Origin of the sequence: Streptomyces sp. E-08 (assembly GCF_049913095.1) — a bacterium.
Taxonomy (GTDB): domain Bacteria; phylum Actinomycetota; class Actinomycetes; order Streptomycetales; family Streptomycetaceae; genus Streptomyces.
This window is the reverse complement of record NZ_CP183971.1, coordinates 5,142,173-5,156,587: the sequence shown is the minus strand read 5'-3', so window position 1 is coordinate 5,156,587 and position 14,415 is coordinate 5,142,173. Positions and strand designations below refer to the sequence as shown.

General features: G+C 73.2%; 8 protein-coding genes. 2 read left to right on the top strand and 6 right to left on the bottom strand.

Going from position 1 to position 14,415, the window contains the following annotated elements; translation table 11 throughout:
- Nucleotides 1–146: 146 nt before the first annotated feature.
- From ACN9MM_RS23930 to ACN9MM_RS23915, 4 genes are all read right to left on the bottom strand, one after another.
- The gene (locus ACN9MM_RS23930) at nt 147–1,859 is read right to left on the bottom strand and encodes a serine/threonine-protein kinase (protein WP_426365614.1); all 1,713 of its coding nucleotides are present in this window, start codon (nt 1,857–1,859) and stop codon (nt 147–149) included.
- A gap of 112 nt (nt 1,860–1,971) precedes the next feature.
- Entirely contained in the window at nt 1,972–5,055 is a 3,084-nt protein-coding gene (locus tag ACN9MM_RS23925; RefSeq protein ID WP_426365613.1) for a protein kinase, read from the bottom strand.
- 159 nt (nt 5,056–5,214) lie between these two features.
- A complete protein-coding gene (locus ACN9MM_RS23920) occupies nt 5,215–7,644 on the bottom strand; it encodes a protein kinase domain-containing protein (RefSeq protein ID WP_426365612.1) in 2,430 nt (809 codons plus the stop codon).
- Nucleotides 7,645–7,831: 187 nt separating this feature from the next.
- Complete coding sequence (locus ACN9MM_RS23915) at nt 7,832–9,538, bottom strand: glycerol-3-phosphate dehydrogenase/oxidase (RefSeq protein WP_426365611.1); 1,707 nt, start codon at nt 9,536–9,538, stop codon at nt 7,832–7,834.
- 280 nt (nt 9,539–9,818) lie between these two features.
- Here ACN9MM_RS23915 and ACN9MM_RS23910 point away from each other — a divergent pair, with 280 nt between their 5' ends.
- Together ACN9MM_RS23910 and ACN9MM_RS23905 are read left to right on the top strand one after the other, a co-directional pair.
- Nucleotides 9,819–11,060, top strand: a complete 1,242-nt coding sequence (locus tag ACN9MM_RS23910) for a nucleotide sugar dehydrogenase (RefSeq protein ID WP_426365610.1) — start codon at nt 9,819–9,821, stop codon at nt 11,058–11,060.
- A gap of 104 nt (nt 11,061–11,164) precedes the next feature.
- Nucleotides 11,165–11,431 carry a hypothetical protein gene (locus ACN9MM_RS23905; RefSeq protein WP_426365609.1) on the top strand — a complete coding sequence of 89 codons (267 nt, stop codon included), beginning with the start codon at nt 11,165–11,167 and terminating at the stop codon, nt 11,429–11,431.
- Nucleotides 11,432–11,551: 120 nt separating this feature from the next.
- On the opposite strand, the gene ACN9MM_RS23900 is transcribed toward ACN9MM_RS23905, so the two are convergent.
- The gene (locus ACN9MM_RS23900) at nt 11,552–12,676 is read right to left on the bottom strand and encodes a GuaB3 family IMP dehydrogenase-related protein (protein WP_093874493.1); all 1,125 of its coding nucleotides are present in this window, start codon (nt 12,674–12,676) and stop codon (nt 11,552–11,554) included.
- A gap of 106 nt (nt 12,677–12,782) precedes the next feature.
- On the bottom strand, nt 12,783–14,285 hold the full coding sequence (gene guaB / locus ACN9MM_RS23895; RefSeq protein ID WP_426365608.1) for an IMP dehydrogenase: 1,503 nt from the start codon (nt 14,283–14,285) through the stop codon (nt 12,783–12,785).
- Between the last annotated feature and the right edge of the window lie 130 nt (nt 14,286–14,415).

Genomic DNA, 14,415 nt, shown 5'->3' with positions numbered 1-14,415 from the left:
AGCGTAGGGCGCGTTCCGACCTTTGGGTACCCGTCGGTAACGCGTTTTCACCCTCTTCACACCATCGCGCCAGCGATCACTGGCACATAAGGCCTGATCAGGGGCTTACGGCCAGCAGGGGCCGAGCGCGGAGATTTTCCCGCCCCTCAGTCCCCCGGCGCGCGCCAGTGCTGGAGGACGATGTCGAACTGCTCCCGCGTCCTCTCCCAGCTCGACTCCGGAGAGGACATGTAGATCGCGTACTCGGTGCCGTCGTCCTCGTAGTACATCTGGTCGATCGCGTGCCGGGGACCGGGGAAGTCCTTCCGCTCGGTCCAGGTGAACTCCCACAGGACGGAGCGGACCTGGTCGCGGTAGGTGGCCTGGCCGAGCTTGACCCGGTCGTAGTTCATCCGCTTCTGCAGGACGCGCTCCAGGTCGAGGGCGTGCAGGTACGGGTTCTCGAAGTCGGGGCTCTTGTCGATGCTGATCCGGATGCGGTGCTTGCCGTTGTCCGGGGTGTAGTCGACCTGGTCGCCCTCCGTCTGCCGCTTCCAGCCGTTCGGTACGAGGAGGCTGAAGCCCTTGGGGTCGTCCACGCGCCGCCAGCCGGCCGGGATGCCGTCCCCGGAGCCCTTGGAGGCGGGAGAGGTCGCGGAGGTGGTCCGACCATCGTCGCCCGGGGCGCCGTGGTCGCCTCCCGCGTAGTTCATGGCGGCGAAGACGGCACCGCCGGCGACGACCCCGGCGAGCAGCGCCGCGAGGACGGCGGAGCGCCAGCGGCCGCGGCCCGAGGGGGGCGGGGAGGCGGGAACGAGGGTGGGGTGCGGTACGGGGGGCTGGTGGGGTCCGTGGGGCGGCCGGGCCGAATGGGGCCACTGCGCGGTCGCCTTCACCGGCTCGCCCGCGAGGCTCCCCGTGCCTGTGCCTGTGCCTGTGCCCGCACCTGTACCCGTGCCGTCCGCCGCGTGCGCGGCCGCCGCCGAGTCCAGCTCCTCCCTGGCCACGCGCTGGGTCGGCACGTACGCCTGGGCGGCCGTCGGCGCACGCCCCTCCATCGCGTCGAGCAGCATCCGCTCGGCCTCGTCCGCGCGCGGACGCTGCCCCGGGTCCTTGCGCAGCAGGGCCACGATGACGGAGGCCAGCGGGCCCGCCTTCTCCGGGTGCGGCGGCTCCTCGGTCACCACGGCCTGCATGGTGCTGATCGGGGAGGTGCGGCGGAACGGCGACGTGCCCTCCACCGCCGTGTAGAGCGTGGCGCCGAGGGACCAGAGGTCGGAGGCGGGACCGGGGTCGCCGCCCTGTACCCGTTCGGGCGCCAGGTAGTCGATGGAGCCGACGATCTCACCGGTACGGGTGATCGTGGAGTCGCCCTCGATCGCCGCGATGCCGAAGTCGGTGATGAGGACGCGCCCGTCGCGCGCGAGCAGCACGTTGCCCGGCTTGACGTCCCGGTGCAGCACCCCGGCCGCGTGCGCCGCGCGAAGCGCGCCGACGACGTGCAGACCGATCCGGGCCGCCTCGCGCGGCTCGATCGTGCCGGCCGCCTTGGCGGCGTCGGCGAGCGAGGGCCCGTCGACGTACTGCATCACGATCCAGGGCCGGTTGTCGTGCTCCAGGACGTCGTGGACGGTCACCACGCCCGGGTGCGTGATCCGCGCGGCGGCCCGCGCCTCCTTCTGCGTACGGGCGTGCAGGACGAGCCGGTCGGCCTCGGCCACGAACCGGCCCGCCGTCAACTCCTTCACCGCCACGACGCGGTGCAGCACCTCGTCGTGCGCGCGCCAGACCTTGCCCATGCCGCCGCGTCCGATGGACTCGCCCAGCCGGTAGCGACCGGCGAGCAGCAGCCCCGCACCTGTGCTCTGAGAATGTTCCACTTGCCCCCGCCCGTTCCTTCTGATGCCAGGTTACGGAGGGGGGTACGGGCGGCGGAACCTCGGGGCGGTCATAGGAACAGCACTGTGACCGGGGGCCGGTGGGACTTACGTATCAGCGTCCCGGGCGGAAACCCTTCGCGGCCTGCTCGTAGATCTCCGACACCTTGTCGCGCTCGCTCTCCGGGCCGATGACCTGGACCACGTGGTACCGACCTCCGTCGATCAGGGCGAGGTTGCGCACGAACACGATGCGGCCCGTGCTGTCCGGCCAGGTGTAGGACCCCTCGGCCGTCGGCGTACGGCCGATGTCCACCCGGCGCGTCCTCTCCACCTGCGACCAGCTGGACGACCGGTACGGCTCCAGCTCGCGCTCCTTGACGTTCTGGTACTCCAGCGGGTCCGAGCCGTTGTCCCGGACGGCGTCCCGGCCGGGGACGACGATCAGCGTGAAGTCCCCGTCGGTGTAGCGCACTTGACCCGCGTCGTTGATCGGGCTGCGCCGCCACCCCTTCGGGATCCCGATCCGGAAGCCCTCCGGGTCCTGGCGCAGCTCGTACCCGGCGGCGAGCGCGGGAGCCGAAGGGTCCGCCGGGGGCGGGGTGGTGGCCGGCTTCGTGGTGGGATCGGCGGACGGCTTCGCAGTCGCGGGCGGGCCGCTCGTGGGCCGGGTGGTGCCGGGCGCCGAGGACGCCGGACCGGCCGTGGGCGTGGCCCGCGCGGTGGGCTGCTCGCCCTCGCCGGGCATGAACAGGACGGCGTACGCGACGGCTCCCCCGAGCAGCAGGAGGACGAGGATCAGGAGCGTGCGGCCCAGGGACCGCGGGGAGCCCGGGACGCGGGAGGACGCCCGGGACTCTTCACGGAATCCGTCCCGGAACTCCTCGCGATGCTCCTGCTGCACGCGCGCGTGGCCGTGCTCCTGGCCGTACGCCTGCCCGTACTCCTGGTCGAACTCCTGGTCGTGCTCGTGCTCGTGGCCGGGTGCGGGCCCGCGCTCGGGTGCGCGCCGTTCCTCGTACCGGGTCTCGGGGCGCACGTCCTTGCCGCGCTTGTGGCGGCCCGCCCCCGCCTTCCCCCGCCACCGGCGCACCAGCTCGCCGCGCCGGCGCACGATCGGGAGCCGCGCCTCGTCGAAGGACGGCAGCGGTACGACTCCGAGCCCGGCCTCCGGCTCCGGCGCGGACCGCACCAGGGAGCGCAGCCAGCCGCGCAGCTCCTCGAAGTCGGGCCGTTCGGTGGGGTCCTGACGCAGCAGGGACTCCACGACCGGGCGCAGCGGCCCGCACTCCTCGGCGAAGGCCGGCGGTTCGGCGCAGACCAGCTGGACGAGCTCGGCCGCGCTGTCCTCCGGGTACGGGGCATGACCCTGGACGGCCCGGTAGAGGAGCGCGCCGAGCGCCCACAGGTCGGTGGCGGGGCCGATGGGCGGGGCCAGGCGCCAGTTCTCGTGCACCGGACCCGCCTGCTCCGGCGCCCAGCGCTCGGTCACGGCGCCGACGACCGCGATCCGGGTCTGGCGGGCCCGTCCGGCGGCGAGCCGCGTGGTCGGGCCCCGGTACGCCTGGGCCGGGATCGCGACGGGCGCGTCGTCCCGTGGACCTGCCGGGGCCGGGAGGCGCGCCGGGTCCGGGGTCGCCGCCGTGTACCCGGCGGGCAGGGCCGGACGGCCCGAACCGGGCAGGACGGGGCTGCCGCCGGCCGGGATCGGCCCGGAGCCGTCCCGCGCCGCGTGCGGGCCGTCGCTCCAGCTGCCGGCCAGCATCACGCGCGGCGGCGGTCCGGCCGCCGGACCCGCGCCGTACGGCTCGTCGCCGTCGTCCTCGTCGTCCTCGTCGTCCGCCACGCGCGCCCACCACTGGGGCTCGGGCGCGCCGGACGCCTGCGCGGTCGGAGGCGGGGGCGGCGGGGGCTCGGGCGACTCCGGCGGCGCGGGGCGCGGGCCGGGGAGCGCCCCGGTCTCGCCGAGCCGGGCGGCGGCCCGCGCACCGGCCCGGTACGCGGCGATGGCGCCGGCCCGCGCGGCCCGCACGTCGGCGGTGGGCGGCGTGGCCACGGGCTGCGTCTCGGCGACGGCGGGCGCGGCCCGCCCGTAGGGGTCGGAACCGTAGGCGTCGGGGGGCCCGTGAGGGTGGGAGCCGGTGTCGTCCCGGCCGGGGTCCCCCGGCCGGTCGGGCTCGGCCGCGTACGACTCCCCGCCGGTCTCCTCGTCCACCTCGACCTCGTAGGTCTCGGGGCCGTACGGCTCGGGGCCGTACGTCTCGGAGCCGTTCGGATCGGGGCCGTACGTCTCGGAGCCGTAAGGCTGGGCAGGCTCGGCCACGTACGGCTCAAGCTCGTAGGTCTCGGTCGCGGGTGACCCGGGCTCGTACGACTGGGACCCGTACGCCTCAGGCTCGTACGGCTCCGGCTGGTACGCCTCAGGCTCGTACGTCTCGGGGACGGACCCACGCGGTTCAAGCGCGTACGCCTCGGGCTCGTACCCTTCCGGGCCGTACTCCCCCCGGCCGTACCCCTCCGGTCCGTACTCCTCCGGTCCGTACTCCTCCGGCTCGGGGTCCTCCCCTTCGGCGGCCGGGGGCGGTGCGAACGCGTCGGTCTCGTCCGGGACCGGGGCGTAGCCGCAGAGGGCCTCCTCGGCGGCGCCCACCGCGAGGCCGCTGAGGACCACGCGGCCGTCGTCGCAGACGAGCACCGTCCGCGAGGTGATGTTCCGGTGCACCCAGCCGTGGGCGTGGAGGGCGCGCAGGGCGGTGAGGACGTCGGCGCCTATCTCGGCCGCGCGGTACGGGTTGAGGGGCCGCTCGGCGAGGAGCGCGGCCAGCGGCCGGGCCGCCACGCGCTCGCTCACTATCCACAGCGAGCCGGCCTCCGCGAAGACGTCGAAGACCTGGTCGAGGAGGGGATGGTCGGGGATCTGCGCGGCGGCCTGGGCGGCTTCCATCGCGCGGCGCACCACGGGCTCGGCAGGCCGGCGGGTGGCCGGGCCGGTGCCGCCGTAGGGGCCGGCGGGACCGTCCCGCCCGTCGAGGACCTCGGCGTCGACGAACTCCGGCAGCGGCACCTGGCGGACCAGGACCTCCTGCCCGCTGTACGTGTCGAAGGCGCGCGTCTCGACCGGGTCGTACGCGTCGGCGTCCGCCGGCGGCAGCGGCAGGCGGTAGCGGTCGGCGAGCACCCTTCCCGCGTAGTCGTCCACGACGCCTCCCCACGCGCGCACGCTGTCCCCGTGGAGGACCCGCGGATCCCCCGAAATCGGGAGGGATCGCGCGAGTCCGTCAGTTTCGGTCCGGCACCGCGCAGTTGACGGCTCTGTTCGGCTGCGTTCGGTCCGCGAACCTCACGATACGTGGCACGGTCAGTCCTTGGGGCTGAACGTGGCGAACGCCGTCTCCCGCAGCGTCCTGCACTCCGCGCCGTCCCACTCGTCCGACGCGCAGCTGATCATGATGGAGTAGCCGTGCTGGGCGTCCACCTTGAAGCCGCGGTTGAGCACGTGGACCCGGATGCCCTTCTGCGTGCGCTCGAACTCCCAGTCGGCGACGGTCGGGTAGCCCTTGTAGGAGACCGGCCGTATGCCGAGGTGCTTGTAGTCCTGGCTGGTGGCGGCCACGCCGTACCTGGCCAGCTCCCAGGCGCTCGCCGCGTTGTCCTTGGGGCTGTCGTTGTAGTCGACCTGGACGCGCGGGAAGCCGCCGCTCTCGCTGAAGATCCCGCCGAGGGCGTATCCGGGGATCGAGCGGAGCGTGAAGTTCGACGGCATGGCCATCGAGAAGTGGAAACGGTCGTTGGTGACGAGGGTGTAGCCGGCGGGCAGCTGCGCGCCGGTCCCGCCGCCGGGCTTCCCGGAGGGCGTGGTGCCGTTCTGCCCGTCCGTGGTGGAGCCCGTCGTGCTGCCGTTCTGCCCGCCCGTGGACGTGCCGCCGCCGTCGCTGCCGGGCTGGACTCCGCCCTGCTGGCCGGTGCCGCCGGAGGACTGGCCCTGGGCGCCGCCGTTCCCGCCGGAAGCCTGGGCGCCTCCGGAACCGTCACCGCCCGCCGAGGCGCCGGCGGAGGCCGTGTTTCCGCCGCCGCCCTTGCCCTGGTCGCCCTCGTCGCCCCCGCCGCCGAGCGAGACCGCGAGGATCGTCCCGAGCACGGCGAGGACGGCGACCGCGGCGATGATCACCAGGGTGCGGCGCGGGACGACGTCGGTCAGCGGAGCACGGGCCGGGGCCGGCTTGCCGCCGCCCCGCAGGGGCTCGGTCGCGAGCCCGGACGCGGGCTTCGGCTCGGCCTTCACCGACGCCGCCGCGTTCCGTACGGAGTTCAGCGCGCCCCGCATCCGCTCGGCGGCCGCGTCGGGCCCCTTGTCGGCCGCCGGGGCGACGGGTGCCTGCTCGGGGCGCGGCGGCAGCGGGATGACGGTCGTGGCCTCGGACGAGACGACGGGCGGCGCCTCGGGCGCGTCGAGCACGGCCCGCAGCAGGACCCGGGCGCGGGCGTCGTCGAGCCGCTGCGCCGGGTCCTTGGCGAGGAGGCCGTAGATGACCTGCTCCAGCTCGGGTCCGGCGTTCTTCGGAGGGTCGACCGGCTCGGTCATGACGGCCGTGAGGGTGGCGATCGCGGAGCCCTTGTCGTACGGCGGGCTGCCCTCGACCGCCGCGTAGATGAGGCCGCCCAGCGACCACAGGTCGGCGGCCGGACCGGGCTTGTGGCCGCGGGCGCGCTCCGGGGAGATGTACGAGGGGGCGCCGACGAGCATGCCGGTGGAGGTGATCGAGGGGTCGCCCTCCACCTGGGCGATGCCGAAGTCGGTGAGGACGACCCGGCCGTCGTCGGCGATCAGCACGTTGGACGGCTTCACGTCGCGGTGCAGGATGCCCTCGCGGTGCGCCGAGCGCAGCACGTCGAGGATGGCGAGGCCGACCTCGGCGGCGCGCCGGGGCGTGAGCGTGCCGTCCTCACGGACGGCGTCCGCGAGGGACTTGCCCTCGATGAGCTCCATGACGATCCACGGACGGTCGTCCTCGTCGACGACGTCGTACACGGTGACGGCGCCGTTGTTGCGGATCCGGGCGATGGCCTTCGCCTCGCGCAGCGTCCGGGTGATGAGGCGTCGCTTCTCGTCGTCGTCGATGCTCGTGGGGAAACGGAGTTCCTTGACGGCGACGGTGCGGCCGAGGGTCTCGTCGACGGCGCGCCACACGGTGCCCATGCCGCCGCGTCCGAGGACCACGCCGAGCCGGTAGCGGCCCGCGAGCAGCCTTCCTTCGCCGACGGGCGCCTTCTTGAGCCTGTCGCTCCCCCGTACAGGGGCGGCGCCCGTACGGCGGTCGCTCTCGCCGTCGCCGTCACCGGCGCCGAAGCCGGCCCGTCCGGTCGACGGCTCGGTGCCGCGCAGCCGCCCGGCGGCGACGGCGTCGTCACCGTCCGTTCCACCAGTGGTTCCGGCAGCGGACCCGGAACCGGCGCCGGAACCGGCTTCGGTTCCGCTCGTCCCCGTCGCCCTGTCGGACGGCGTGTCCTGAGGGTCCTTCACGTCCGCGGCGGCCTCCCGGCCCTGCGGATCCGCGGGGCCCGCCGCGGACCCCACGGAGTCCGCGGGCTTCGCGTCCGCGACGTCCCGCTCCGGCCCGCGCGTGTCCTCCGGGGCCTGTGCACCCCCGCTGACCTGCGCGTCCTTCGGGTCCCGCGCCGGCTCACGCGCGGCCGGAACCGATCCTCGGTCGCCGTCGGTCGCGGCCCCCGCGGCGGCGTCCCGCCTGGGGTCCCTCGCCCTGTCCCGCGACTGCTCCGCCTCCGACATGCGTCCCCTCTGCGATCCCTGATCTTCGCCGCGTCTGCCGCTTCCCGCGCGATGCGGTAACCCGCCCTGGAAGAGAGGCCATTGTCCCTCACCTCGGGGCGGGTGACGCCCCCGGGTCCGCACTCCGGGATACGACGCCTCCACACGGCCCCTAGGTTCCCCCGGGGCGGGACCCTCGGACGCCCTGTCAGAGGGGCACGATGTCCGGTGCCCCGAGCCGTGCGGCGTCCGCCGTCAGGTCGTCGGGCTGCCGCTGGGACTCGCGCTCCGCCTCCACGCGCTTCTCGTAGTGCTCGACCTCCTTCTCGATCTGAAGCTCGTCCCAGCCGAGGACCGGCGCCATGAGTTCCGCGCACTCCCGGGCGCTGAGCGTGCCCCGGTCGAAGGTCTCGATGGAGATCCTGGTCCGCCGGGTGAGGACGTCGTCGAGGTGGCGGGCGCCCTCGTGCGAGGCGGCGTAGACGATCTCGGCGCGCAGGTAGTCCTCGGCCGCCGCGAGCGGTGCGCGGAGGCCGGGGTCGGCCTCGATCAGGTCGAGGATCTCCTCCGTCAGGGAGCCGTAGCGGTTGAGGAGATGCTCGACCCTGACGACGTGCAGCCCGGTTCTCGCGGCGATCCTGGCCCGCGCGTTCCACAGGGCGCGGTAGCCCTCGGCGCCGAGGAGCGGGGTGTCCTCGGTGACGCAGGGGGCGACGCGCTGGTCGAGTCCGTGCACCGCCTCGTCGACGGCGTCCTTCGCCATCACGCGGTACGTCGTGTACTTGCCGCCGGCGACGACCACGAGTCCGGGAACCGGGTGGGCGACCGTGTGCTCGCGGGAGAGCTTGCTGGTGGCGTCGGACTCGCCGGCGAGGAGGGGCCGCAGGCCCGCGTAGACGCCCTGGACGTCGTCGCGGGTGAGCGGGGTGGCGAGCACGGTGTTCACGTGCTCCAGGAGGTAGTCGATGTCGGCGCTGGAGGCGGCGGGGTGGGCCTTGTCGAGGTCCCAGTCGGTGTCGGTGGTGCCGACGATCCAGTGGCGTCCCCAGGGGATGACGAACAGCACGGACTTCTCGGTGCGCAGGATCAGTCCGGTGGTCGAGTGGATGCGGTCCTTGGGCACGACGAGGTGGATGCCCTTGGAGGCGCGGACGTGGAACTGGCCGCGCTCCCCGATGAGGGCCTGGGTGTCGTCGGTCCACACGCCGGTGGCGTTGACGATCTGCTTGGCCCGGATCTCGTACGCCACGCCGGCCTCGACGTCCTGCACGCGCGCGCCGACGACGCGCTCGCCCTCGCGGAGGAAGCCGATGACGCGGGCCCGGCTGGCGGCCATGGCGCCGTAGGAGGCGGCGGTGCGCACGAGGGTGGTGACGAAACGGGCGTCGTCCATCTGGGCGTCGTAGTACTGCAGGGCGCCGACCAGGGCGTCCTTCTTCAGGCAGGGCGCGACCCGCAGGGCGTTGCGCCGGGAGAGGTGCCGGTGGACGGGGAGTCCGCGGCCGTGGCCGGAGGAGAGCGACATCGCGTCGTACAGCGCGACTCCGGAGCCGGCGTAGAACCGCTCCCAGCCCTGGTGCTGGAGCGGGTAGAGGAAGGGGACCGGCTTCACCAGGTGGGGGGCGAGCCGCTCCAGGAGGAGTCCGCGCTCCTTGAGCGCCTCCCGGACGAGGGCGAAGTCCAGCATCTCCAGATAGCGCAGGCCGCCGTGGATGAGCTTGCTGGACCTGCTGGAGGTGCCCGAGGCCCAGTCGCGGGCCTCCACGATGCCGGTGGAGAGGCCTCTCGTGACGGCGTCCAGGGCGGTTCCGGCGCCGACGACCCCGGCGCCGACGACCAGCACGTCCAGCTCTCGCTCGGCCATGGCCGCGAGCGCCTCGGCGCGCTCCGCGGGTCCCAGTGTCGCTGTCCTCACGCTGCTGCCTCCCGTCGTCCCCCGTCTGTCACGCACGGACCGTACGCACACGGCGAACCGGGCCCGTGTGGTCCGGCTCACAGCTCGATTCTGGCCCGGTCCGGCGACTTCAGCCACCGCCTCGCCACGGACCTGTGGATAACACTCGGCGACCTTCGACCTCGCAATGCCGCATATCGGTCATATTTACGCCTAGTCTGACATTGCGCTCGACCCGTTCTGTCCACCGGGCTTGCGCCTCGCGTCCCCTCCGGCTACTGGGAAGGACGGCCCACCCCCCATGCCCGCTGATCTCGCCGTCATCGGCCTCGGCCACCACGGACTCCCCCTGGCCCAGGCCGCCACCGCCGCAGGCATCGACACCATCGGCTACGACACCGACCCACGGCCCGTCGCCGAACTCGCCGCCGGCCGCTCCCCCGTCGACGGCTCCCTCACCGCCCCCGAGATCCGCCGGATGCTCTCGGGGAGCTTCCGGCCGACCACCAACCCCGCCGAGCTCGGCCGGGTCCGCACCGCCGTCCTCTGCGCCCCGACCCCCCTCGGCCCCGACCGGACCCTCGACCTCACCGCCGTCACCGACGCCGCCCGCGCCCTCGCCGCCCGGCTGCGCCCGCACACCACCGTGCTCCTGGAGTCCCCGGTCCCCCCGGGCACCACCGAGGGCCTCCTCCGCGACGTCCTGGAGGAGGGCTCCGGCCTGCGTGCCGGACGCGACTTCCACCTCGCGTACTCCCCCGGCCGCCTCGACCCCGGCAGCCGCACCCCCGGCTACACCGGCACCCCCAAGGTCATCGGCGGCCTCACCCCCGCGTGCACCGAGTCGGCGGCCGCCTTCTACGGCCGGCTCACCGACAAGGTGGTACGCGCGCGTGGACCCCGCGAGGCGGAGACGGTCAAGCTCCTGGAGACCAACTTCCGGCACGTCAACATCGCCCTCGTCAACGAGATGGCGGTCCTCTGCCACGAGCTCGGCGTCGACCTGTGGGACGTCATCCGCTGCGCCGAGACCAAGCCCTTCGGCTTCCAGGCGTTCCGCCCCGGCCCCGGCGTCGGCGGCCACGGCGTCCCCGTCGACACGGTGGGCGCCCACCGCCCGCTCCGCCTCGTCGAACTCGCCGGCCAGGTCAACGAGCGCATGCCGCAGTACGTCGTCCAGCGCGCCGCCACCCTCCTCAACGAGCACGGCAAGTCGGCCCGCGGCGCCCGGATCCTGCTCCTCGGCATCACGTACAAGCCCGACCTCGCCGACCGGCAGGGCTCCCCCGCCGACGAGATCGCCCGCCGCCTCATGGACCTGGGCGCGGCCGTCAGCTACCACGACCCCCACGTCCCCGACTGGCGCGTCCGCGAGCTCCCCGTCCCCCGCGCCGACTCCCTCTACGAGGCCGCCGCCCACGCCGACCTGACGGTCCTTCTCCAGCACCACCGCACGTACGACCTCCAGGGCCTCTCCGTGAAGGCCCAGCTCCTCCTGGACACCCGGGGCGCCACCCCCGCCGGAGCGGCACACCGCCTGTGAGGGCGCCCCCGACCGGAATTCCCTGTACCGGTGTCATATGCGGCTGCTAGCCTCCGGGACCACCGCGCGCCCTCCACCCGCGCGCATCGTCCCGGGGGCCTCACGTGTTTCTCTTCATCCTCCTGCTGCTCGTGTTCTTCCTGTCGGCAGGAGTCGCCGGCCTCTGCTTCGCGCTGAACGTCAAGGACTGCGCCGTCCGCTTCGAGCAGCGGCAGCTGCGCAACATCGAGCTGCGCGCGCACGCCAGGGGGCAGCTGGGCCCGCCCGACCGGATCGCCACCGCCTTCGGCGTCCGTGTGGCCGGCGGGCTGCTCGCCCTGGTCTCGTTCGGACTGATCCTCGCGCCGGTGATCGCCGCGGCCGCCGGCTGAGCCCCGCTCCGGGCCCGTTCGGCCCGGGGCCGACGTCCTGGCCGACCGCACCCTTCCCCGTACGCCGAAGGGGCCCCGCACCACCCGGTGCGGGGCCCCTTCGGCGTACGTACGGAACGGTCAGCGCTTGTGCTGGGCGTCCGCGACCGTGACCTCGACGCGCTGGAACTCCTTGAGCTCGCTGTAGCCCGTGGTGGCCATCGCGCGGCGCAGGGCGCCGAAGAAGTTCATCGAGCCGTCCGGGGTGTGCGACGGGCCCGCGAGGATCTCCTCGGTGGTGCCGACGATGCCCAGGTCGACCAGCTTGCCGCGCGGCACGTCCTCGTGGACGGCCTCCATGCCCCAGTGGTGGCCCTTGCCGGGCGCGTCCGTGGCACGGGCCAGCGGGGAGCCGATCATCACGGCGTCGGCGCCGCAGGCGATCGCCTTCGGCAGGTCGCCGGACCAGCCGACACCGCCGTCGGCGATGACGTGCACGTACCGGCCGCCGGACTCGTCCATGTAGTCGCGGCGGGCCGCGGCCACGTCGGCGACCGCGGTCGCCATCGGGACCTGGATGCCGAGGACGTTACGGGTGGTGTGCGCGGCGCCGCCGCCGAAGCCGACCAGGACACCCGCCGCGCCGGTGCGCATCAGGTGCAGGGCCGCCGTGTACGTGGCGCAGCCGCCGACGATGACCGGGACGTCCAGCTCGTAGATGAACTGCTTCAGGTTCAGCGGCTCGGCCGCGCCCGAGACGTGCTCGGCGGAGACCGTCGTACCGCGGATGACGAAGATGTCCACGCCGGCGTCGACGACCGCCTTGGAGAACTGGGCGGTGCGCTGCGGGGAGAGCGCGGCGGCGGTGACGACACCGGAGTCGCGCACCTCCTTGATGCGCTGCCCGATCAGCTCCTCCTTGATCGGGGCGGCGTAGATCTCCTGCAGACGGCGGGTCGCGGTCGCCTCGTCCAGCTCGGCGATCTCGTCGAGGAGCGGCTGCGGGTCCTCGTACCGGGTCCAGAGACCCTCCAGGTTCAGGACGCCGAGGCCGCCCATCTCACCGATGCGGATGGCGGTCTGCGGCGACACGACCGAGTCCATCGGGGCGGCCAGGAACGGGAGCTCGAAGCGGTAGGCGTCGATCTGCCAGGCGATCGAGACCTCCTTCGGGTCCCGGGTGCGCCGGCTCGGGACGACGGCGATGTCGTCGAACGCGTACGCCCTGCGGCCGCGCTTGCCGCGCCCGATCTCGATCTCAGTCACGATGTGTGGCCTTTCCCTCTACGTCTGCGCCTACCAGTATCCCCGACACAAGCGTGGGGGGCGGCTCCGGCCACATGCCGGAACCGCCCCCACGCGTCGCGCTGTGTTACTTCCTGCTGTAGTTCGGCGCCTCGACCGTCATCTGGATGTCGTGCGGGTGGCTCTCCTTGAGGCCCGCCGAGGTGATCCGGACGAAGCGGCCGTTCGACTGAAGCTCCGGAACCGTGCGGCCGCCGACGTAGAACATCGACTGGCGCAGACCGCCCACCAGCTGGTGGACGACGGCCGAGAGCGGGCCGCGGTAGGGCACCTGGCCCTCGATGCCCTCGGGCACGAGCTTCTCGTCGGAGGCGACGCCCTCCTGGAAGTAGCGGTCCTTGGAGAAGGAGCGCTGCTCGCCGCGGGACTGCATGGCGCCGAGCGAGCCCATGCCGCGGTACGACTTGAACTGCTTGCCGTTGATGAAGAGCAGCTCGCCCGGGGACTCCTCGCAGCCCGCGAGCAGCGAGCCGAGCATCACCGTGTCGGCGCCCGCGACGAGGGCCTTCGCGATGTCGCCGGAGTACTGCAGGCCGCCGTCGCCGATGACCGGGACGCCGGCCGCCTTGGCGGCGAGGGAGGCCTCGTAGATCGCGGTGACCTGCGGGACGCCGATGCCGGCGACCACGCGGGTGGTGCAGATGGAGCCGGGGCCGACACCGACCTTGATGCCGTCGACACCGGCGTCGATCAGCGCCTGGGCACCGTCGCGGGTGGCGATGTTGCCGCCGATGACGTCGACGGAGGAGTTCGACTTGATCTTGGCGACCATGTCGCCGACCAGGCGGGAGTGGCCGTGGGCGGTGTCGACGACGATGAAGTCCACACCCGCCTCGATCAGGGCCTGGGCGCGCTCGTAGGCGTCACCGGCGACACCGACGGCGGCACCGACGAGGAGGCGGCCCGCCTTGTCCTTGGCGGCGTTCGGGTACTTCTCGGCCTTGACGAAGTCCTTGACCGTGATGAGGCCCTTGAGGATGCCCGCGTCGTCGACCAGCGGCAGCTTCTCGATCTTGTGGCGGCGCAGCAGCTCCATGGCGTCCACGCCGGAGATGCCGACCTTGCCGGTGACCAGCGGCATCGGGGTCATGACCTCGCGCACCTGGCGGCTGCGGTCCGACTCGAAGGCCATGTCGCGGTTGGTGACGATGCCGAGCAGCTTGCCGGCCGGGTCGGTGACCGGGACGCCGCTGATGCGGAACTTGGCGCAGATCGCGTCGGCCTCGGCGAGCGTGGCGTCGGGGTGGACCGTGATCGGGTCCGAGACCATGCCGGACTCGGAGCGCTTGACCAGGTCGACCTGGTTGGCCTGGTCGGCGATGGAGAGGTTGCGGTGCAGTACGCCGACACCGCCCTGCCGCGCCATGGCGATCGCCATGCGGGACTCGGTGACCTTGTCCATCGCGGCGGAGAGCAGCGGGATGTTCACCCGCACGTTCTTCGAGATGTACGAGGCGGTGTCGATCTGGTCGGGCGCCATGTCGGACGCGCCCGGCAGGAGCAGCACGTCGTCGTAGGTCAGCCCGAGTGTCGCGAATTTCTCGGGCACTCCGTCGACGTTGGCAGTCATGACACCTTCCCAAATGGCCTTGATCGGTGCGGGATGTCCATGCTAACGGGCCTGAGCCGTGTCTCATTCCACGATCAAGATCAGCGGGAAGCTTTGGACGTTCGCACGTGTACGAAAGGGACGACCGTGC